Genomic DNA, 22143 nt, shown 5'->3' with positions numbered 1-22143 from the left:
ATAAAAAAAAAGAAGCTGTAAAATGACACAACGCGTAAATTATTTTTTACCATACATGAGACAGGGATTAGCAACCCTTGCAGAGAACGAAAATGTGGTGGGGCAGCGAATGATTGTTCCGGTAAAACTTACCCTTACAGCTACTGACAAAGATTCAACTAAAACAGAAGTTGTTGAGAAAAATATTACGCTTTTCGGGCCGGGAGATGTAATGGGAATTGATAGAAACGTTATCTCGCGTCTGGCGCCTTCTCCAAATACCAACAATTTTGAAACTTCGCTGGTACCTTTTATTGAATTTTCCGGGCCCGATTTTTTGTGGCGGTTCAGCAGCCTGCAAACTACCGACAAAAACAACTGGATTCCTTGGCTGGCGCTAATTGTATTAAAAACGGAAAATAGAGATGAGGAAGGGGAGTTTGAAAAAATCCAAAATTCAAACAAAGAACTTCCGCCTCAAATTCAGTTAAAACCAACCGCCATTTTACCCGATCTAAAAGAATCGTGGCGATGGGCACATGTGCATAAATTAGACACAGAAGGGATTTCTGCCGGGCAAATCGCAAACAGCATAAAAATAGCGACACAAAAAACGGTTTGTCGTTTATTATGCCCACGAAAATTGAAACCGCAAACCAGGTATAATGCTTTTTTAATACCCACATTTAAAATCGGAGCCGAGGCTGCAACGGGTAATATTGGTGAAACCGAAGACAGGAGATTACTTACATGGGAAACTCCGGCCGACGGGGCAGGCAAAATTGTTCCCTACTATTTCGATTGGGAATTTAGCACTGGTACAGGTGGCGATTTTGAAAATCTTGTCCGAAAACTAAAACCCCGCGACCTGGAGAACATGGGAACACGCGCGATCGACTGTAGTAATCCGGGGTATGGAATGCAGGAGGATACCGGACTTGTTTTGCAGATGGAAGCTGCACTGAAATCTCTGGATACAGGCGTTCAGCCCTGGGGAATGGACATCGCAACTGATAGCCCGGACGCTACAGTTAGCAAACAGAAACAAGAGGCTTTAACCCATTTATTAAATAAAAGAAAAGAAATTATTCAAAAAGAAAACGGTCAAAAAGAAACCAGATTACGGGTAGCTCCTCCGGTTTACGGCGAATGGTATGCTTTCAGAGAAGGAAAACCAATCAACAACGATCCTCAAAACACAAACGGTTGGCTGGAAGAGTTGAATCTTGATTTCCGACACAGGGCAGCGGCCGGGTTAGGAGTGCAGTTTGTAAAAGAAAATCAGGAAAAACTGATGAAAGCAGCATGGGAACAGTTAAGTAAGGTACAAGAAGTAAATCAGGAACTCAACCTGGGAAGGTTTGGAAGGGAGATTTCCAATAACATGTTCAAGCGGTTGGAAAAAATGAAGCCAAACAATGTTTTTAAAATGGCTTTACCTGTAAAAAATAAAATTGCTTTTGAACCGGAAAAAACAATCGGCGCAGTTCTTAGCAGCAGCACCATCACGAACAAACTTACAAATGTAAAGACACAGAAATTTCTTTTCAAGATGAAGTCTGCTCAAGTGAAATCTGGATTTAAGCCTATTGTTAATTCCAGTTTGGTTAATTTGAGTTTTAAAGTAAGCGGACTTAGAAGTTCGGTAACAAGTGCTGCCGCTACTCCTTCAGGAACAGTTGCTGAACCGGTTGAGAAAACATTTTCAGAAATTATAGATAAAACGATTTTAGCTTTAAATCCGAAAAAAACGATAGAACTGAGGATAAAAAACCGGGTAAGTAATTTCCGGAATATTGAAAAAACAAAAGTAATAAAGAGCAATTCGGAGGATGAATTGCACCCGGTAAAATGGTACCCTGAATTTCACCGTCCGATGTACCACTTTTTAAGGGAGATGTCGCAGGAATATATTTTACCGGGCCTTGAAAATGTACCGCAAAACACAGTAGGACTTTTGCAAACCAATCGCCGTTTTATTGAAGCTTTTATGGTGGGTTTAAATCACGAAATGGCGTCGGAATTGTTATGGAGAGAATTTCCAACAGACCAACGTGGGAGTTATTTCAGAAGTTTTTGGGATACCACCATCTATTCTATGGATGACAATGAGAAGAAAGCGTTCCGTGAAACTGAAATTGCTTCGAAATTACTGGATGATATTCGAAAAAAACATGGAACCAATTACAATACGTTAGAAAAAATAGAAGCAACTTATGTTGTCGCGGAACCAAACGAAACTGAAAAGGAAATTTCTGATGTATATGAAAATGCGGTTGAAAAGTGGCTGCTTACCCGCGATGAAGACAAAGATATTAACAGACTTTCCGAATGGGACAAAAATAACCGATTGGGAGATAATCCCGTTCCGGGCAAATTTAACAACCAGCAGGAAAATCAAAACCAACTGGTATTGCTTATTCGGGGAGAATTGCTGCAGAAATTCAGCAATACACTTATCTACCTGGTAAAGAAAACAACAGATGGTAAGCCCGACTTAACGCAAAATGCCTTACGAACCCATCCTGTTTTTGAGGGTGAAATGCCTCCTGATATTGTATTCCTCGGTTTTCCAATAAGAAAGGAAGAAGCAGCTGAATACTTTGTCATTTTTGAAGAACGGATGACTGAACTGCGATTTGGGCTCGATGAAACGCCGGAGGATTCAATTCCAGGAACAGGTGAAAACGATTTTAGCTGGCAGCATTTTCAGGAACTTCCTGCTGAAGGATATCTGAACGGAATTCGCCCGTCCATTTTTACAGAGCAATGGAACAATGCTGCGTTTATAGCCAAAGTTATGATGCAAAAACAGGTGAGAGCTGCTATAAAACTGGAGGAATTGTTGCCCGGATAATTAAAACTGAAAGAAATAAAGCTATGCCATTAAATAAAACAGATATATTATGTGGACCGATTGTGAGAAAGGTAGCGCCGGATGAAGTTTCTGTGTGGATAGCATTGAAAACGGCTGCAAAAGTTGAACTGACAGTGTGGAACGGCATAATTAGTTTTAAAAATAACGGCGAAATTGTCGAAACCCCTGTAGGCAGTGTATCGCAGGATACTACACAGATTGGTAAATTCCTTCATATAACGGTTGTACGCCTTTCGCTTTCAAGTGATAAGTTGCTGCAATGGGGACAACTATATTCTTACAACCTCAAATTTACTACATCAGATAATGAATCGAGGGATTTTAAATCGTTGAACTTAGTGGACGACACAGACAAAGACGGTAAAACTACTCTTAGTTACGAGAGCGACCAGTTACCCGGTTTCGCTTTGCCTGCTCCCAAAATCGAAGACCTGAAAATTATTCATGGTTCTTGCAGGAACAACGACAATCTGTTTGAAGATGCACTTTCCTTTGTCGATGACATTATCAAAAAAAATCTGGCTGATCCGGTAAATCGTCCTCAGCAACTGTTCATGTCGGGCGACCAGATTTATGCTGATTCGGTTGTTGGAGCGCTATTGGGTCATCTGACTAATTTAGGAAACAACCTCCTTAATGATAAAGAAACGTTACCAACCAACGGAAAAACACCGGGCACTCAGGAAAGATGGCCCGCCGATGCCAACCATTTTCCGGCATATATCCGACGACGATTGATCGATTCAGAAGCACGCTTCACGACAGGTGCCACGGCCAATCATTTGATCTCGTTTGGTGAATTTGTTGGCATGTATTTATCTGTATGGTCTGATGTGTCCTGGCCGGAGGAAATTGATAATCTAAAAAATTTCGAGCAGGCTTTTAATGAAATTGAAGAAACTCCTAAAAATTTTGGAGCAATTTTCAAACGAAATTTGTTTGATGAAAGATCAGGGAAAAAAGCTGTGTTTGATGACGACGTAATGAAGAGTTGCCTCGATTTCCTTTTTGGTATTCAAAATAACGACATTCTCCGGTCAATTCTTTCCGGAAAGGGAACTTTAGATCAGAGAAACCAAGCTAAATCCAGTGTTTTAAGTTTTCTTGATACCGCTGCAACACCGGATGAAAAAAAACAAAAAACAGAATTTATCAACTACCTCAAAGAGTGGATCGGTCCGTTCTACCTAAATAGAGACAAAGACAGCAAGATAATAGAAAATAAAGACAAGGATAAATTAAAAATCATACGTCAAACACTGCCAAAAGTGAGAAGGATGCTTGCCAATATTTCCACTTTTATGATTTTTGATGATCACGATATTACCGACGACTGGAACCTTAACCCTTCGTGGCGCGACAGGGTATTTACCTCGCCGCTCGGTAAAGCCATTGTCAGAAACGGAATGATGGCGTATGCACTGTTTCAGGATTGGGGAAACCGTGCCGACAGATACAACCGGGAAGGACACTTTTTTGAATTGGAAACAGTTTTGGCAAGTGAGTTTAACACAGGTCAATTCTCGGATACATTAAAATCGGCATTTTCTGAAAAAGGCATTACACTCGACAGCGAAAAAGTGGAAATAAAGCTGTTGCATACCGATGAATGGCTGTTGCAAACTACTGACAACAAGGATGAATTCATTATCAGGAAATATAAAAAAAATGCAGATGATGATGATGAAATCCTGAAAGTTCTGGGAAATCCACATGCCCATTTGTTAAACCAGATTTCTCTGTTATTCAAAGACGAAGCTGAAAACACTACTGAGTTAGAGGAACACATTGATTTTTTATTTGGACTTGATTTTCAACACAGAGTGCAGGGCTCTGCCGGCGGAAGACAGCAGCTACCGGATAACCGAAGCCCGCTAATAAAGTGGCACTTTACTTATGAAGGAGCCAAACACAAAATACTGGCGATCGATAATCGGACCCGACGATCATTTGTTAAATTTCATGGAGCACCTGGCAATTTATCGTTTAACGGGATGACAGATCTTATTCCCAAAAACCCAACACCAAAAGACGATGACGTTTGTTTTGTAATTGCTCCGTTACCTGTACTTGGCCCATCGGTGTTCGACGAACTGATTGCCCCTCTGGCATATAAAGCCACCGATTTTTTGGAGTTTTTATCAGGAGGTGAAGAAGTAAAATCAGGAATGAAAGGAACAGATCCGGATGCAATTGAAGCCTGGGCTTTTGACCCGGTTTCGCAGGAAGAACTGCTCAAACGATTGGCGCCATTTAAAAGGATTATCTTCCTTTCCGGGGATGTTCACTACGGTTCGAGTCAACGGTTAGCTTACTGGACAAAAGGAAATGAAAAAGCTACTGCATGTTTTGCGCAGTTAACTTCAAGCGGATTTCGAAACATTATGCCTGCTTTCATCCAAAAAGCCAGTCAGAATTTTCTGAATCTTCAAAAAACCATTCGGCAAAATCTGCGAGCGGAACGCCTTGGATGGACCAGTCATAAAATAAACCCGCAACCCATAGAACTACCCGATAATTCGAAGGTATTCTTTTTAAGACACAAACTGAAAGAGAGTCCGGTGATTATACCGGTACTTGGCTGGCCTAAAGGCACCAAAACGGGCCGATCTCCGGATTGGTCGTGGAGGATAGAAAATGTGCTTGACTCCCGAAAAGAGAGCGACAGACCAACAGTAACCCAGGTAAAACCGTTGGAAGAAACGGATGATATGATGAAAAACTTACAGAAAATAGCCATCCGGCACATTGAGCAAGCAAAAAAGGTAAATTACACTCGTCAAATATTATTTAAAACTAATCTTGGGCTGGTTTCTTTTGAAAAATCAGGGAATGATGTGCTTCATGTAATTCATTCTTTGTATGCTGTGCCCTTCGATGGAAAGCCAGGCAAGATACAGGATCATGATATTTATACGCTACACAAAATTGCTTTGGAAGCTTCAGAAAATGAAAAAGCTCCAACACTACCTGACGATAAAAACTAAAGAGTATGGATAATCAAGGTTTTTTACAGTCCGCCGTTGGAAAAATAGGTGAATTCGTTGAATGGTTGAAGGAAAAAATGGAGGACGAACAAGTTCGGCGTGATACCTTGTTGGATTTAGGCCTGGATCCGGACACAGATACAAAATTAGATATTCCGGAAGATTCTGTAAATAATATCAATCAATACCAAAAATCAATTAATCCTGACGATGTAGCTTTTCAAAGCGCGGTAAACGATGTCAAAATCATCTATTCTTCCCTGAAAGAATTTATTAAAGCCGTAGTTGATGATCCCAAAGATGTAGATACCTATATTTGGCTATTTCTGGAACTAAACACCACCAATTACATCCGGCTGCATTATCCCGAATTTTACTGGATATCGCAGTTGCTGGGTTTTCTTGCTGAAGCCAGAGTTACCATCAGGAGCGGTTTCGAGGATCAGGGAGTGCCTGAAACAATTTATGATGTTGCACACTTTTTAATATATGATGCGCCGGTTTATGTTGTTACAGAACTGCCTGCAATTGTAGTTAAAAATATTTGGGAATTAATAACCAACCCCATTGAATACTTTATTGATTTAAAAGATAAGATAATAGAGTTTTGGACAGAATTCACGCAATCACATCAACTTGAAAGCGGTTTGAAAGCCATTGAAGATGCGGAAAAATTCTCCCAAATAATGACGGTGCTGGGTGGGTTTTTTACCGCGATGGAAAGCCGGATGCCCGAAAGCCGGTTTCTCGTCGGCTGGAGTACTGTGCCAAGAACGATAAAAGAAGACAGCACCATAGAATTAAAGGACACTATTCTCGGAAATCTGATGTTAAAAACCATCAGGAGGGAACATGATGAAAATTTCCCTGTTGATTTGGATGAAGGCTGGAGCAGAGTAGAAACTGTTCTGAAGAAAAAAGAAGATAATCTGAAGAAAAAAGAAGAAGACAGAGAGAAGCTCAACGACAATGAAATAAAAATACTAACAGAATATTATACCACCGTAGAACGATGGAAAAGAGGAAACTGGGCGGACCTGGTTTCTGAACGGGCATTTTCATTTGATTTAAAACTCCCCGAAGATCAGGAAAGTGAATTTGATAAAAGATTGGGAGCCACCGTGTTTTTTGTTGCTGATGAAGAAGTGTCGGATTTTTTTAATAAAAATTCGGATATAAAAGTTGAATCGTTGGGTGGCTTGTTTATTTCTCTTAACGGGGAACTTACTTACACACATCAATTTAACGATAACTGGGAGCTGAAAATAAAAACAACTTCCGGTAACGCATTGGATGTGTTTCTCAACCGGCTTCCTGATGCGAATATTTTGGGAGACATGAAGCTGGAACTGACACTGAAAAGAAAAGCAGATCCCGAGACTGGAGCATCTTATAATCTTCCGAATGAAAGCGGCACACGTTTAGCTGTTGGTGAAATTCAAATCAATGGATTCTTAAGCAAAGAAGACGGAGGATTTGAAATTGGCCTGAAAGATAATGCAGTTGTTATTTCCGGTGGCGACGGAGACGGTTTTTTGAATGAAATACTGCCATCCGGCGATGTGCCTTTAAAGTTTTCCTTGTCAGCAGGATATACGCGTAAAAAAGGATTTTATTTTGATCACAACGTTGACACACTAAAAGATGTATTGGACTTACTAAAAGATAAAGAGGATAACTCAGAATCAGCATCTTTGGAAGGTAAACAGTCGGTAATCCAACCGGATTCAGAAATGGAAGGTAAGTCAATTGATGAAACCGGGAAAAACGAAAAACAACCGTATGAATTGCTGATTCCCATACACAAAGATTTGGACTTTTTCCATCTTGATAATTTAAAATGGGATTACGGCCCCGTTACAAAAGACGGCGCTTTGGGAGGATACTTAAAGGTGCTTTCAACATTTTCCTCAAAACTGGGCCCTGTTAAAGTAAAAGTAGAAGAAACAGGCCTGGGGATGAAGCTTTCGATGCCAGACAAAGGAGGTGATTTGGGAGCAACCGATTTTAACTTTGGTTTTACACCCCCGAAGGGAGTCGCACTTAGTATCGATTCTGAAATTATCTCAGGAGGAGGTTTTCTTGAGCTTGATTTTGAGAATCATCGTTATGCCGGAGTTTTAGATTTCAAATTAAAAATTGAACTCGATTCCGGAGACCTGAATATTGGAATTACAGCTATCGGACTGATAAACACCCGTTTGCCAAACGAAGAAAAAGGCTTTTCTATGTTGGTGAGTATCAGTGTCTTTTTTGACCCGGGTTTTCCTCTTCCTTTTGGATTTACACTCAACGCCGTGGGGGGAATAATTGGGATCTACCGCACCATGAAAGTGGACATTTTAAGGGAAAGAATTCAAACCGGAGCGATAAATTCTGTTATGTTCCCGGAAAATGTAATCGAAAATTCCTCAAAAATCATTAGCGATCTGAGAGCTGTTTTCCCTCCACAAAAAAAACATTATGTTGTAGCGCCCTTCTTTAAATTTGGTTACGGCGAACCTACTGTAATGGAAATTGATATTGGTTTTTTGATTGAAATGCCATTTAAAGGAAGGTTTATTCTGCTTGGAAGCTTAGGCGTATATCTGCCCGGTAAAGATGCCGAAAAAAGTTTGGGCGAGATGCATGTAGACGTTTTTGGTGATTTTAATTTTGCCGCGTCATACATTCTGATAGAAGGCCGGCTGCGGGATTCAAATTTGGTAGAAGTGTCGCTTACCGGGGGCTTTGCTTTTATGTTGAATTGGGGGAGTCATCCTCAATTTCTTTTATCGGTTGGCGGTTATCATCCCCGGTATAAAAAGCCGGCAAAATTTCCGGATGTACCAAGAGTAACAGCCCTGATTAAAAAAGGTGAAGATATTCGTTTATCTTGTCAGTATTACCAGGCAATTACTTCCAACTCCTATCAAATTGGGGTTAGCGCCGAACTGGTGGTAAAAAAAGGACATGCCAGGGCATATGGGTTTGTGGGATTTAACGCATTGTTACAATTCGATCCTTTTTATTTTGATGCAGACATTCGAATCAGTGTAGACGTTTCGTACCGGGGTAGGTCGTTTTTTGGTGTTGGCTTGGAATTTCTGCTCAGCGGGCCTGAGCCATGGAGGGCAAAAGGATATGCTAAAATAAAAGTACTCTTCTTCTCCTTAAAAATTAAATTTAATATTACCTGGGGAGGGGAACAAAAAGTAGCTCCGGTATTTGTCGAACCTGATAAACTGCTCGAAAAATTAAAAATACAGATAAAGCAATCCGGCAACTGGTCGGCAAAGTTGCCAAAGGAATACAGTGGAGCAGAATCGCTTCGGAGTCTAAATGAAAATGAAGAAGAGGACCAGATTTTTATCCATCCTTCGGGTTATCTGGAACTGCGCCAAAACCTGATTCCCTTAAATAAAAACATTGAAAAGCTGGGAAACAATCATATGAAAGCCAGCACAAATTATCGAATCTCAAACTATGCGTTTGGCAAGGAAGATCCTGTTAGTACAAAAAAAACGATACAAGATTATTTCTCTCGCGGACAGTTTGAAAATTTGCCGGATAATGAGAAACTATCCACGCCCGATTTTGATTTGATGAACGCGGGAATTGAAATCATGCCGGATGAATTTTATGATATATCAACGGTTATGGAATCAACACCAAATGATTTTGAGGATATCATTTTAGGAGAAAGTGGAAGTACACAGAGCAAAGGTCCCGACAACTGGCAGGGAGAAAGAACATTAAACATCAGCGGAAATAAAAGGCCTGTTGACCATACCCGCCCGGACGAGTTGTTCAGTTTTGTGGATGAAATACCTGAGTCTAAGAAAAAGACATACAAAATATTGTCTAAAGAAGCGCTTGAGTCTCCCGAACAGCTGACAAAAAAATATTTCAACAGTTATTCTGCTGCCAAGGATTATTTAAAAACACACTGGTCAACCGAACACCAGAGAAAATGGCAGGTTTTACAGGCGGAAACAGAAGAAAATGAAGATGTATTAATAATGTAACCAATAAAAAAGAGATAGCAATGATAAACTTTGACGAATTAAAGATAAAGGACGGCGAATTGTTGGACAAAGAACAATGGAATGGCTTATTGGATGATAGCCGAAGGTATTTTGAAGGCAATGTTGGCTTGGGTACCGATGTGCCGGAAGCCAAATTGCAAATCGAGGGGAAAGGAGGGACCAGTGTTGACCTGCTGGTAAACGGTAGAATAAAATCAAATAACGATCACGGAGGGTTGTGGGTTTCAAACGACCGTTTTATTGGAGGAACCTCATCCAACAGAGTTGGTTTCTATAACAAAGGTTGGCGGTTACTGGTACACAATTCTGGTCAGGTAGAGGTGAACGGGAATTTGGACGTAAGCGGGAAAGTGGGAATTGGAATTTCAAATCCTGCAAGCATTTTATCTTTAGGCTCCGGGTTAAGTCGACTGAAACTGGCACTTTACCAAAATAGCACAGGAACCTCTTATTACGGAATGGGCGTTACATCCGGGCACTTTTATTTTAATATAGGTAATACAAATGCAAGATATACTTTTCTCGACAGAGCTGGGTCTGGAGCAAGGGAAATCTTTACCATCCGGGGAAACGGCAGAGTTGGAATTGGCACAAGTAACCCCTCGGCACCACTTCATGTTAACGGAATTATTAAAGCCAATTTGAGAAATATTGGTGACCATAAAAATGTTCAATATAATACAGAAACGAAAGAAATAGGTTGGGATAATTCCACGAGGAGAGACAAACGAAATATAACTCCTTTAAAAGATGATTTTGGCAAGATTATGCAATTACAACCACGCAGGTATACACGTCCTGCTCAACCGGAAAACTGGGAAATCGGGTACATTGCCGAAGAGGCAAAATCGCTTGGACTTGAACATTTACTTTTTTACGATGAAAACAACCAACCGGATGGAATAAACTACCGAAAACTATGCCTGTACCTGGTTGAAATTCTTCGGGAACATGAGCATAAACTCAATCCTGATTCTCCCTATCTGGAAAAATATATAGAAAATGAGGAGGAATAATACAGGAAAAATGCAAAATTATTAGGAAAACTCCCTGTGCAACCAGCGCAACAAACAGGAAAACCTGTTGGGAAAGAATGGAATATTGATTAATGGTAATCGTTTACCGATTTTCGTATTCCAGATAGTTATTTACTACGAGTGCTTAATTCCAATACAGAGAAATTGGGGTAAAAAACAACAACAAGTCGTTCTATGAGCGACTTGTTGTTGTTTCGATTTAAAAGTGGAGAATATCGGAATCGAACCGATGACCTTTTGACTGCCAGTCACATTTTTTAAGAATATCTAAAAATCGATACGATTTAAAACATCTGATATTCAGTATTTTGAATTTTTATTGATTCGTAACGATGCACATTTAATCAACATTTGCTTGCAAATCGCTTGCAAATTTCCGTACTTGCAAGCATCAAAACGAACAATCATGGCTTCAAATGTAAAAATTATTCTGGATACTCGGCGACAAAAAAGCGATCAGACCTATCCCCTAATCCTCCGGTTTATTCATAACCGTAAAAGCGTTTCTATGCCCCTGGGCTACTCCATGCAGGAAACGGACTGGGATACGGATAAATGTATTGTTTTGAAGTCCTACAAAGGCGTATCCAACATTTCCCGGCTGAATAACTGGATTCAGAAACAACGGGTGAATGCCATGGATATCATCAACAAACTCCAGGACACGGGAGAAATTGATCGGATGTCGATCACCGAAATTAAGTCCCGGATCGTTCACAACCGAAGCAGCGTCACCTTTTTTGATTTCACAGATGAAATTATAGAGGAACTGACTTCTGCAAAACGGCTGGGCTACGCTCAGTCCGTCCGTTCGGTACTCACTCTGGTCAAAAAGTACCGGAAGGATAAAGATTTCCCATTTGAGGAAATGACCCACAAATTTTTGGTCAGTTTTGAAAACTACTGCCGGGGCAAAGGAAATACTACCAACTCCATCGCCGTGTACATGAAAACAATCAAGATGGTGTACAACCGGGCGATCAAAGCCGGGATTGTTCAACGAGATATGTATCCGTTCGTGAATTACACAATCCGGCTTACCAAAACCCGAAAACGGGCTGTCCAGGGCGACGTTATCCGAAAAATTGAGGCGTTGGAGTTGCCGATGGGTTCGCGACTTTGGCACTCAAAAAACTACTTCCTGTTCAGTTTTTACACCATGGGGATCAACTTTGCAGACATGGCACAACTGAAGGGGAAAAACATTGTGGACGGCAGGATCGAGTACACCCGCCAGAAAACCAAAAAAGAGTACTCCATCAAAATTACTGCACCCATGCAACGAATTCTTGATCTGTATGCCCAAGGGAAAAATGAAGATGATTACATTTTCCCGATCATCACCCGGATTGGAGATCCGGTACTGGAATTTAAAGATGTGGCGGAAAAACGCCGGATCAACAACAAAAAACTCAAAGAAATTGGGGAAATGCTGGGGATGACGACCCCGTTGACCAGCTATGTTGCCCGTCACTCCTGGGCGACCATCGCCAAACGAAAAGGCGTTCCGGTGGCGATCATTTCAGAAGGAATGGGGCATGAGGACGTAAAAACTACTGAAATTTATCTGGATAGCTTCGAGCAGGATGTTCTGGATGAATACAATGAGATGATTACAGGATAGCTGATATACTCTTTCGCATTTGATTTTTTCTTTATTTTATGTTATAAAGAAACAAATTTTCTATTCTCAAATGCAGAATTCCTCAAATGGTTCCGAGAAAAATGATTGCGAGATTGTTCAGATCCAGGATTGTGATGGATTTGAAATCAAGATTCCAAAAGAAGAGATAGGTAGGTTTATGAAACAAATTACGAGATACATGGATGAGAATTCTCTTCTAGGGACTTTTTTCAATCTTCATTTTATGCAGAATGAAAATCCTAGTATTAATGAATCAATTAAAGAAAAACGAGAACAAATTGATAGTGAACTTAAAAAATTCATTAAGGAGTGTGGAGAACCAGCTGACGAAATTACAAACATTCTTTTGGATTTTGGTGATGAAGAATATCAAAAATACATGTTGAAAAACTTAGTGCAGGTTCTTGCTACTTTTTTTGAGGAAACATTTCTCAAAAATGCAGAAGAACTCATGGATTATCCTGATGTAGAAGTTAAGGCTCTTATTTCAAAGTATGTTTCAGCAATTGTTGCTTTGAGAACAGAATTTTACAATAAAGTGTTTTCTGGAGTGTTAAGAAAAAGTGGTGTCCTACCGCCTTTTGAATACGATAATGTACCAAAAGCATACTAAGACAGCTGTTTATATCCCATTGCCAAACGAATGGATGTTCCGCTAAGTCATTTTTAGGTTCCCTGTTCATCAGGAATTAAAGCAATAAGATTATTGGCTAAAAATTCATCCAGTTTTAACTTTTCTGTAAAAATTTCTTTTACATCCTGTAAATACTTTTCTTTGTTTTCTGCATAGAAATATCCAGTAGAGAAGCACTCTAGGGCTTTGGGAGAATTTTGCTTCATGAAGTGATAGCCATAGGTATTAAATCCCGTGACTATTTGGTCATTAGATAATTCTTTTTCATCAACTTTAAAAAAATAATCCAGCGATTTATCCCAATCTCCAATGTTATTATAACATTCAGCAATTTTGAGATTAATAATGGTATCCTTGGGAAAAACTTCAGAAAATTCTTTAAGTACAGTAATAGCTTCCTTAGAGGAATTAATGCTCATTAATTCAGTTGCTAGGTTAAAGTTTTTTTTCTTATAACTCCCTATCGTATCAAAGCAGATTATTGCATGTTGTTTGTTTTTGCTAATCAAACATTCTTTCAAGGAATCAAAGATTAATGAATATATGTTCGGAGAAGGGATTTGAACATTATTTAGGCATTCTTTTCCTTCCTCAAAGTTAGATTTACCCAACAAATAGAGTCCTAATTTAGCCCAATATTCATCATCATGAGGATTTATTCTCAGGTGTATTCTTAGCAATGATTCATAATCTGAAAGTTCTGATTTTGTAAAGGCGATGGTGGATCGAATATCATGTCTTTCAAATTCGTTTATAAATTCCGAAATCTTTTTTTCGAGGTCTTCTTTTAGCAGTTCATGAGTGTCGGTCGCATAAAATATCGAATGAACAACTGAATAAACATAAAACTTCTGTTCATATACCGAACGACAAAAAAGATAGTCATTTTGAAGATTTACAATGTCCTCTCGTGCTTCATTAAGTTCTTTTAAAAGTTTTTCTAATTCTTTTTCTTTAAACCTATCGCTATTTATAAGAATCGAGTGCTTTAGAAGATCACTGACCCCAATGCTTCCTTTAAGTGCTTCATACAATCCTTTCTCATATTTGATATTGAATTGGGAATAATAATCTTCGCTATTACTAAAGGGTAAATACCTTAAAACATATGTTTTCAGTTCAGATCTGGTTGTAACTGGAATTTTTAGAAGCTGCCTTAATAATCCTGATGAAAACTCTACTAACTCAATTAGCAGGGTGTTTAATATAAACCTCGCTTTCTGATCAATGGCTGTTATCTGTTTCAGGTTTGATAACGCTCTTTTTGCAGTTTCTTTATCTGAAATATTGTTTACAAGTCCAAGAATCAAACCAACTAAACAAAATTTCCATATTTTATCTTGTTTTTGGTTAATTTTTATAAAAAGTAAGTCCGCAATCTCAGGATCATAATCCGTAATTAATCTTGTTGAGAGAGCTCCTGCAATTAGAAATATTTCTTCAATTACTTCTGATTTGATGAAGTACTTTTCTAAGTCGAGCTTGATGGAAACAGAAAGAGGATTCTTTTCATTTATTTTTTTGTAAAGGTAGCTCAGTAATTCATTTTTTTCTTGAAATGCGTTATCCAGCAAAACTTCTCGGCTCTTTACATAGCCTTCAACATTAATTTCAAGTAGCTCAATATTTGAAATAACTTTTGAAATTATATCTTTTCGTAACTCGTCTTCATTTTGTAATAATTTGTCATACAGTTTCCCACTATCAGGTTCTTGTGCAATGAGATTCTGATTGATTTTCCCCTCTCTTACATCTTCAATATAATCGGTGATCAAATTCGGGTTAATCTGACAAATAATCGCAACATAATGCAGGGTATCCGCCAAAGGATGTTTTGTTTTATTTCTTAGAAAATTATAAACAGCCTTGCTTGAAATTATGGGAAGTTTTCTTTCTTTTATTTGCTGTGAATGCTTTTTAATTAAGCTTTCAACTTTGCTTAAAGTAATATTTTCTCCATCAAAAAGTTTTTTTCTTCTAATCTCTAAATATAAAAATTCGGCAAATTTCTCCTCATCTTTCCTAATTATATAGACCATCTAAAATGTACATTTTGGAATTCCAGGAATTCCAGGATTCATCAAAAAATAGTGATTTATGTTTGCAGTGAATCGTTAATGATTCAGTTTTTGAAATAAAGATTCAATAACAACTCATGCGATTCAAAGCTTAAGCAAAATTAAAAGGAAAACCGGTTTTCCATAATTCTTAACAATTAAAAAAAATAATTATGGAAAAGATTATTTCAAATGAAGATTTCGGTATGCCCAGCATACCACCAGTAGAGGACCCAAAACGTCCTTATGAACCAACTGTTCCGAAAAGGAACACGCCTCCGGGAGAAGATAAAACCTGGTGTGAGTTAGGAATCGGGCTTTTGTGTTCAGAAAAAAGTGTTTTGATTCCGGGGACGTTGTTCGGCGGAGAAGAGCTTGAAAAAGGAACTCTCCATGGGGGTGAGGAATTATCTCCTGGAACACTCCACGGTGGTGAAGAACTTGAAAAGGGTACGCTTCATGGAGGCGAGGAACTTGAAAAAGGTACTTTACACGGTGGCGAGGAATTATCTCCAGGAACTTTACATCAACAGGAAAACGGAGGGGATAGTCCCCTCCTTCCTTTCTCCTTTCGAGCGACATATAGCCCGGCGAGCTACCGCACTAAAGACGGTAAAGGAGTATTCAAATTCCAATACATGGATCGGGGAAGCTACTTCGATATTGATATCATCGAGGAACCAGCTCAAAGCAGGAATAAACCAGATCATATTTGCCACCGTCTTCCTGCCCGTACTGCCGGAAGGAAAAAAATCTGCTTCGATGTTGGAAAATCACCAACGACAATCAGCCAGGCAAAGGGATACAGCACCCAGTGGGCTGAACTTATCCAAACCTACATAACAACGGGGAAAACACCGGATAAGCAGTTGGATGAAAAAAGCGGCGGTCAGAAAAAAGGATTTTGGAGTTGGTTTGACTAAAAGGAGGGATGTGAAATGAAAAAATCAGAAATGAAAAGGAAAATGCCGATCACAGAATCAGCATTCTTTGAAATCATAAATTTTATTGGAGGTCGAAAAGCGGAATCAGGTGGTCTTCTGTTTGGTTCAGAAGATGATTGGGTTATCCGAAAATTTGTCCCGGATACCAATGCCCAAACAACCAGGGCTTCATACACCATCGACACGGATCGGATGAACCCGATTGTAAAAAAGCTCTGGGATGAAGAAGAATTGTCTCTTCTCGGAATCATCCATTCTCATCCTCGTGGGAGTAAAGCTCCCAGCAGTCCGGATCGGTACTATTTTGAAAACCTGCTCGGCAGAATAAAACGGAAAAACTTCTATGTTCCTATCGTTTTCACTATTCCCGATGGTGGGTTCAAGTTCTTCCCGTATGTGTACCAAAATAACGAATTGGAACTGCTCTCCGCACAACTTGAAGTTGTCCCAGATGATTACACTCAGGACAAAGAATCAACACCTAAACCAGAGAAAGATCCTCAAAAAGAAACTGAAAAATTTCCTGCTCCGATTATTAACGTGGAAGTGTTCAGCATCCCAACAAAGTTGAGGTTTTGGGACAGGGTTCAGAATCGTTTTTATTCGATTCTTCCCGCCCTCATGTTGGCGTATATCGTGTGTCTATTTATCTATGCTTCGTTGCGATTAACTCCGGTTATTGTGGATTTCATCATTAAAACTTTACTGCCATGATACTGACAAATTTTTCACGAATAGAAGGAGCGGTTGATACTCAACTGCTCCACGACACCCACGTGGTGGCGGTCGGTGCTGGTGGTGCATATTGTTTGTATGACTCGCTTGTCCGGTCTGGAATCGGGAAACTCACCGTCCTGGATTTTGATTCCGTCGATGACACGAACATCGTTCGCCAGGGATACGAGTCTCACCAGATTGGACAAAAGAAGGTGGATGCCTTGGGGGAACACCTGAAAAAGGTGAACGAGGGCACGGAGTACACCGGAATCACCAAAAACTTCCTGAACATGCACCAGGATGAGTTGGATGAAATTTTCGGGGAAGGAGATATTTTTCTGTTCCTCACGGATTCCTTCCGGGCGCAACGGTTTGGAAATATCCTTGCCCTTCACTATGGCAAACCGGCTATTTGGGGTGGATTTTATGAAAAATCCCGGTGTGCGGAAATCGTCTTCACAATACCCGCTGTTACTCCGGCGTGTTTTCGGTGTGCCGTCAGCCCCCGGTATGCGGCTCAGGATGCTGCGGAGGAAGAAATTACGGTCAGTTCCGGCTGCAATACGATATTCCATAGCCAGCTGCTGGATTCATATATCGGGATGCTTGTTTATGCGATCCTTCACAACCAGGTACCAGGATACGAATTTTCAAATTGGTTCGGTGATTATTGGGATCGGAATCTCATCCAGATAAAAGTTCACCCGGAATACAGTAACGGCGAAAACAACCTTTTCCGGCGTGTATTTGCTCCGACAGAGGGACGGGCATTCAATTTCAATGCCATCTGGCAGAAAATTGAAGAAGAATGTCCTCCGAAATATCCGCACTGCGGAGACTGTGCCGGAACTGGCAATTTGTTGAACTCGAAGGGAAAACAGTTCCCGGAGCTTCCACCATTTTAAAACGCTGAGATTATGGAACTCAAAGTTATCACCATGGAATCAGAAGCATTTTATGCTTTGATGGAGGAAATAATCCAGCGAGTAGGGGCGCAAAAGCCCCCTCGCTGGATTCGGGAACAGGAAGCAATGGAGCTTCTGGGAATCAAAAGCAAAAGCCATCTCTGGTCACTACGAACGAATTTGAAGATTGAGTACTTCCAGGACGAGGATCATCCCAAGCTCATACTGTATGACCGGGAATCCATCGAACGGTATTTAGAATCAAACATGAAAAAATCACTTTAAAAAGAAATATCATGGATGCAGATAAATACACAGCCGGATTCAATATCGGGTACACGCTTGGCGAAACCAATGGAAACGAAGACCTGGTTCAACGAATGAATAATATTTGTGCTCAAAATAAACACAATTCATTCTCGATGGGCTTCCATCATGGGTTCCTTGAAGCACGTTCAAAACGCGAATTGCAGAAACGAAAATCATCACTCTCACGGATTCTTCGTGGCAAGTCTAAAAACAACCGTGATCGAGGGCGGTAGATACGAATATAAAAAAGTCGAAAAATCATTTTGATCTGAAAAGTGGGATCTGTAGGTTCCTGATCCCCTTCTTTTTCTTAACCCATTTTTATCATGAAATTAATAACCAAAACCCTTGAGAAACGCTTCCAGGAAGTGGGTTCTCAGGAAATTGCCGACCCCCTTGTAATTGCCAAGTTCTTCACTCCCGTGGGCGGTGCCACCTGGTACGCAACAGAGTACGATCCACAGGATAAAATCTGTTTCGGATACGTGAAAGGGCTTGGCGGTGACGAATTCGGATACTTTAGTATCATCGAGATGGAGTCTGTAAAATTGCCTTACGGTCTCACCATCGAACGAGATTTGTACTGCGGAGAAAAACATCTGTCTGAGTTCTGCCCGGAACTGAAATCGTTCATCAAAGAACGGATTCAAAACCAAAACCGGGATGCCCAGCGGATGCAGGAACTGGATCAAATTCAGGAAAACCAATCCCTTGAACGAGAACAGGATACGGAATTAGAACGATAAAAATTACCCAGGGAGGAATGTGTCCGGGAAATGTGGAAAATGAAATGCGTTTTTCGCTTTTCCGGATCATTCCCCTTTTAAATCTGAAAATGTATGAAACAGAATAAAAACCTTTTCCTGTACCTGCAATCGCTCGGATTGCTGGAACACGGAACCGAAGAACAGATTGAACGGGCAAAGCAAGACTTTAAAAAATTGCAGCAAAATTCTTACGCTACAAAATTCTCACAGTCTCATAAACGAAAATCAGTATATCTCACACAGAAGGAAATGTCCGTTCTTATGACAGCCGCAAAACGACACGGAATGCGCTTGGGAACGTTTATCCGCTTTGCTGCTCTGGCATACGTCAAAACGGAATACCTGCTGCCATCAGATAGCAAAATTCAGGAATTGGAAGTTGCCCTTCGCCGGATCGGAAACAACATCAACCAGCTCACCAAACACGTGCATCAACGAGGATTTACCAAGGAAGATTTGGTGGCGTTTCAGCAAAAACTGAACGAGCTGGAAAACCGGGTTTCCGACTTCCTCCGGCAGCCGCTTCCATTGAAAGAATTCCTGAAAAACCTGCTTCATCAGAAGCCGGAATATGCTGATGTACTTGAAAAAGTCCTTAAAGAATTTCGCAACCGATGATTATCCAGACCCGCAGAATGAAGTCGCAGAAATACCGTCGCTTGGTGAACTACATCATGAGCGACCGGGGACGGGTACGTGCAGATAACACGTTTACGATTTGCCATAACCTGCGGTCAACGGATACGGAAGAAATCATCAAGGAATTTGTCGCCAATGATACATTCCGCAAACGGAGAAAACGGTCAGTCGTGGCGTACCATGAAATGATCACCTTCTCCCCGAAGGATGCGGATAGTTTGAACCTGGAAGTTCTGGAAGATATTTCCCGGAAGTACATCGAGCTTCGGGGAGATCGTGCGCTCTGTCTGGCAGTTCCGCACCTGGAGAATAAAAGTCTGCATGTTCATTTTTGTTTTTCCGGGACGGAATACCGGTCCCCGAAAACCCTGCGCCTGGACAACAAAGCGTTCCGGGAATTGCGTCTGGAAATGGAACGGTTTCAGCAGGAACAGTACCCGGAGTTGAAAAACTCGCTGGTGTACCTCAATGCCTGGGAAAAACAACAGGTGAAGGAACAGGGAAAACTACAACTGTCTGCCCCGGAGGAACAGTTGAAAAAACGGACGGGCAAAGCTACCGACAAAGAACAGCTCAGTTCTTTAGTGCAGCATTGTTTTCAGAACTCAGCCAGCCGGGATGATTTCTTCCAGAAACTTATCAGCGAAGGACTGGAACTTTACCAATACCGAAACAAGGTAAACGGACTGCTTTGGAAGGGACGAAAATTCCGTTTTCGTACCCTGACTCTTACGAATACACAACTCGCTCAGCTTGAAAAAGGAATGGATCGGATGGCTGAACTGCGCCGGATCATGAACCAGAAATCAAAAGAGCGAGGACTTGAACGATAATTTTAAAAACAACGAATTATGCTTTGGAATTTTATTCAATGGCTGTTCGGGTTTTACCAACGGCGAAAAATACACGGGAATGCCAAGTTTTTACAGGGCTTTTCCCGAAGTTCTCTGCTCAATAAACGGAATAATGGGTTGGTGGTTGATGGAATCCATCGCTTATCACTCGAACGGTCTTACTCTCATCTGGCAATCGTGGCACCAACCGGTGCCGGGAAAACAACGCGGTTTGTTCTGCCGAATATTTTGAACATGAAAGATGCCTCTTTTGTCGTTACGGATCCATCTGGAGAAATTCTCCAGAAATCCGAAGCGTTCCTGCGGCGAAAAGGGTACAACGTACTCACCCTTAATTTTACCAATATACGGGCTTCTCATCGCTACAATCCCCTTTCCCGATGTCAGACACACTCGGACACCAGAAAGATGGCAGAAATGCTCATAGATGCAGCGTACCAAAATAGTCACGGAAATGATTTATTTTGGAATGATTCGGCAAAAGGAATCCTGAACCTGCTTATCCGCGCAATAAAACGCCTAGCTCCCCACCAACAGAACTTGGGGGAACTGTACCGCCTGTTAAATCAGTTCGGGCACGGGCAGGAGGAAGTGAACCGGATCATGTCGGAAAATCTGGATGAACCAAGCTTTGAGGAATTCAAAGCGTTTTTATCCCAGGACGACCGGGTGATGAACTCGATCCTTTCCACGGCAAAAACTGCCCTGGCTTCGTTTTCAGATCCCGGACTGGCATTACTCACCCGTGAAGATACAGTTGCCTTCGAGCGGCTTCGGACGGAAAAAACGGCTCTGTTTGTGATCGTGCCGGAACACGAAGTCCGGTACTACAATTTCATGCTGACTGTGTTGTACACGCAAATATTCAATTTCTGTATGCAACTCCCGGTGAATGGAATGCCCTACCTGCCTATTTTCTTTTTCCTTGATGAGTTTGGGAACTCTGGCAAGCTCCCCAATTTCTCCACCATGATGACCACACTCCGAAAACGAAAAGTGAGTGTTTCCTTGGTTCTCCAGGACGTGGAACAGTTGGTGAATGTGTACGGTCAGGCAGATGCCTCTGTGATTTTGAACGGTGGGTGTGCCAGTAGAATTTTTTATCCTGGATTAAGTCACAAAACCTGCGATGAACTCTCCCGGATACTGGGAACTCAAACGGTTAAGTACCGGGAATCCGGTTTTAGCCGTTTGGATGAATTTCAGCCAGACAGGGATCGGGAAATGGGAATTCCGCTTATGCGCCCGGAGGAAATTATGACCATGCCCCAGGATCGGGCAATTTTCACACATGCGAACCTGCGACCAGCTTTGCTTAAAACTCGTCCGTGGTTTCGGATACGCAAATTGAAACGAAGAGTAAACCGCTAAAAGGGAAAGATATGATTGGAACGATACTCACCATCGTTATGACGGTGGTTTTTTTTAAGATGATTTTTCAGTGGATTTTTGGAAAAGGAGGCAATGGATTGACCCAATTTTTCGGAGAAGTATTTACGATAATGGGGAAAATAATTGGTTTCTTTTTGAAGCTTATCTGGAAAATTTTTCGGGGACTGTTTCGGCTCCTGATTTACAATCCCAGGAGAAGGTGAACTTAAAATACGCGACACTTTTATTTTAACTTAACGAAGGAAGTTAAAATAAGGCTTTGAAGAATTTCAGGCTTGAAATTCTTGAGGGGGTTCTCCAAGGGGTTCTCCCCTTGGGCAAGGTGCAATATTAGTGCTAATAGGTTTACCTTAGTGCTACTATTGCGTCCT

17 protein-coding genes are annotated in these 22143 nt (G+C 40.9%); 16 read left to right on the top strand and 1 reads right to left on the bottom strand.

What is annotated here, in order from left to right:
- Nucleotides 1-22 precede the first annotated feature (22 nt).
- From GM418_RS14640 to GM418_RS14615, 6 genes are all read left to right on the top strand, one after another.
- The gene (locus GM418_RS14640; protein ID WP_158867566.1) at nt 23-2836 is read left to right on the top strand and encodes a hypothetical protein; all 2814 of its coding nucleotides are present in this window, start codon (nt 23-25) and stop codon (nt 2834-2836) included.
- Nucleotides 2837-2859: 23 nt separating this feature from the next.
- Nucleotides 2860-5844, top strand: coding sequence for a metallophosphoesterase family protein (locus GM418_RS14635; protein ID WP_158867565.1), 2985 nt, complete (start codon nt 2860-2862; stop codon nt 5842-5844).
- Nucleotides 5845-5849: 5 nt separating this feature from the next.
- A complete protein-coding gene (locus tag GM418_RS14630; RefSeq protein ID WP_158867563.1) occupies nt 5850-9851 on the top strand; it encodes a DUF6603 domain-containing protein in 4002 nt (1333 codons plus the stop codon).
- Nucleotides 9852-9871: 20 nt separating this feature from the next.
- Nucleotides 9872-10888, top strand: coding sequence for a tail fiber domain-containing protein (locus tag GM418_RS14625; RefSeq protein ID WP_158867561.1), 1017 nt, complete (start codon nt 9872-9874; stop codon nt 10886-10888).
- A gap of 427 nt (nt 10889-11315) precedes the next feature.
- Nucleotides 11316-12533, top strand: coding sequence for a site-specific integrase (locus GM418_RS14620; protein ID WP_158867559.1), 1218 nt, complete (start codon nt 11316-11318; stop codon nt 12531-12533).
- A gap of 70 nt (nt 12534-12603) precedes the next feature.
- The gene (locus tag GM418_RS14615; protein ID WP_158867557.1) at nt 12604-13167 is read left to right on the top strand and encodes a hypothetical protein; all 564 of its coding nucleotides are present in this window, start codon (nt 12604-12606) and stop codon (nt 13165-13167) included.
- A 53-nt stretch (nt 13168-13220) separates the two neighbouring features.
- Here GM418_RS14615 and GM418_RS14610 read toward each other — a convergent pair whose 3' ends face one another.
- Nucleotides 13221-15227, bottom strand: coding sequence for a tetratricopeptide repeat protein (locus tag GM418_RS14610; RefSeq protein ID WP_158867555.1), 2007 nt, complete (start codon nt 15225-15227; stop codon nt 13221-13223).
- A gap of 224 nt (nt 15228-15451) precedes the next feature.
- Here GM418_RS14610 and GM418_RS14605 point away from each other — a divergent pair, with 224 nt between their 5' ends.
- From GM418_RS14605 to GM418_RS14560, 10 genes are all read left to right on the top strand, one after another.
- A complete protein-coding gene (locus GM418_RS14605) occupies nt 15452-16168 on the top strand; it encodes a hypothetical protein (RefSeq protein ID WP_158867554.1) in 717 nt (238 codons plus the stop codon).
- Between the two features lie 30 nt (nt 16169-16198).
- A complete protein-coding gene (locus GM418_RS14600; protein ID WP_217447795.1) occupies nt 16199-16903 on the top strand; it encodes a M67 family metallopeptidase in 705 nt (234 codons plus the stop codon).
- On the top strand, nt 16900-17811 hold the full coding sequence (locus GM418_RS14595; protein ID WP_281350294.1) for a ThiF family adenylyltransferase: 912 nt from the start codon (nt 16900-16902) through the stop codon (nt 17809-17811). The genes GM418_RS14600 and GM418_RS14595 overlap by 4 nt, the downstream gene beginning before the upstream one ends.
- A 12-nt stretch (nt 17812-17823) precedes the next feature.
- A complete protein-coding gene (locus GM418_RS14590) occupies nt 17824-18096 on the top strand; it encodes a DNA-binding protein (protein ID WP_158867548.1) in 273 nt (90 codons plus the stop codon).
- An 11-nt stretch (nt 18097-18107) separates the two neighbouring features.
- Entirely contained in the window at nt 18108-18353 is a 246-nt protein-coding gene (locus tag GM418_RS14585) for a hypothetical protein (protein WP_158867546.1), read from the top strand.
- Nucleotides 18354-18446: 93 nt separating this feature from the next.
- The gene (locus tag GM418_RS14580) at nt 18447-18866 is read left to right on the top strand and encodes a DUF2958 domain-containing protein (RefSeq protein ID WP_158867544.1); all 420 of its coding nucleotides are present in this window, start codon (nt 18447-18449) and stop codon (nt 18864-18866) included.
- 93 nt (nt 18867-18959) lie between these two features.
- A complete protein-coding gene (locus tag GM418_RS14575; RefSeq protein WP_158867542.1) occupies nt 18960-19505 on the top strand; it encodes a plasmid mobilization protein in 546 nt (181 codons plus the stop codon).
- Nucleotides 19502-20359 carry a relaxase/mobilization nuclease domain-containing protein gene (locus GM418_RS14570; RefSeq protein ID WP_343033399.1) on the top strand — a complete coding sequence of 286 codons (858 nt, stop codon included), beginning with the start codon at nt 19502-19504 and terminating at the stop codon, nt 20357-20359. The genes GM418_RS14575 and GM418_RS14570 overlap by 4 nt, the downstream gene beginning before the upstream one ends.
- An 18-nt stretch (nt 20360-20377) precedes the next feature.
- A complete protein-coding gene (locus GM418_RS14565) occupies nt 20378-21751 on the top strand; it encodes a VirD4-like conjugal transfer protein, CD1115 family (RefSeq protein ID WP_158867538.1) in 1374 nt (457 codons plus the stop codon).
- 11 nt (nt 21752-21762) lie between these two features.
- Nucleotides 21763-21975, top strand: a complete 213-nt coding sequence (locus tag GM418_RS14560; protein ID WP_158867536.1) for a hypothetical protein — start codon at nt 21763-21765, stop codon at nt 21973-21975.
- Nucleotides 21976-22143: the final 168 nt, after the last annotated feature.

This window comes from Maribellus comscasis (genome assembly GCF_009762775.1).
Taxonomy (GTDB): domain Bacteria; phylum Bacteroidota; class Bacteroidia; order Bacteroidales; family Prolixibacteraceae; genus Draconibacterium; species Draconibacterium comscasis.
This window is presented reverse-complemented; position numbering and strand designations above follow the sequence as displayed.

Coding starts and splice junctions, on each gene's coding strand:
- GM418_RS14565 (WP_158867538.1), top strand. CDS start 20,378: ATGCTTTGGAATTTTATTCAATGGCTGTTCGGGTTTTACCAACGGCGA.
- GM418_RS14605 (WP_158867554.1), top strand. CDS start 15,452: ATGCCCAGCATACCACCAGTAGAGGACCCAAAACGTCCTTATGAACCA.
- GM418_RS14610 (WP_158867555.1), bottom strand. CDS start 15,227: ATGGTCTATATAATTAGGAAAGATGAGGAGAAATTTGCCGAATTTTTA.
- GM418_RS14580 (WP_158867544.1), top strand. CDS start 18,447: ATGAAATTAATAACCAAAACCCTTGAGAAACGCTTCCAGGAAGTGGGT.
- GM418_RS14570 (WP_343033399.1), top strand. CDS start 19,502: ATGATTATCCAGACCCGCAGAATGAAGTCGCAGAAATACCGTCGCTTG.
- GM418_RS14620 (WP_158867559.1), top strand. CDS start 11,316: ATGGCTTCAAATGTAAAAATTATTCTGGATACTCGGCGACAAAAAAGC.
- GM418_RS14630 (WP_158867563.1), top strand. CDS start 5,850: ATGGATAATCAAGGTTTTTTACAGTCCGCCGTTGGAAAAATAGGTGAA.
- GM418_RS14625 (WP_158867561.1), top strand. CDS start 9,872: ATGATAAACTTTGACGAATTAAAGATAAAGGACGGCGAATTGTTGGAC.
- GM418_RS14600 (WP_217447795.1), top strand. CDS start 16,199: ATGAAAAGGAAAATGCCGATCACAGAATCAGCATTCTTTGAAATCATA.
- GM418_RS14615 (WP_158867557.1), top strand. CDS start 12,604: ATGCAGAATTCCTCAAATGGTTCCGAGAAAAATGATTGCGAGATTGTT.
- GM418_RS14590 (WP_158867548.1), top strand. CDS start 17,824: ATGGAACTCAAAGTTATCACCATGGAATCAGAAGCATTTTATGCTTTG.
- GM418_RS14635 (WP_158867565.1), top strand. CDS start 2,860: ATGCCATTAAATAAAACAGATATATTATGTGGACCGATTGTGAGAAAG.
- GM418_RS14640 (WP_158867566.1), top strand. CDS start 23: ATGACACAACGCGTAAATTATTTTTTACCATACATGAGACAGGGATTA.
- GM418_RS14575 (WP_158867542.1), top strand. CDS start 18,960: ATGAAACAGAATAAAAACCTTTTCCTGTACCTGCAATCGCTCGGATTG.
- GM418_RS14595 (WP_281350294.1), top strand. CDS start 16,900: ATGATACTGACAAATTTTTCACGAATAGAAGGAGCGGTTGATACTCAA.
- GM418_RS14585 (WP_158867546.1), top strand. CDS start 18,108: ATGGATGCAGATAAATACACAGCCGGATTCAATATCGGGTACACGCTT.
- GM418_RS14560 (WP_158867536.1), top strand. CDS start 21,763: ATGATTGGAACGATACTCACCATCGTTATGACGGTGGTTTTTTTTAAG.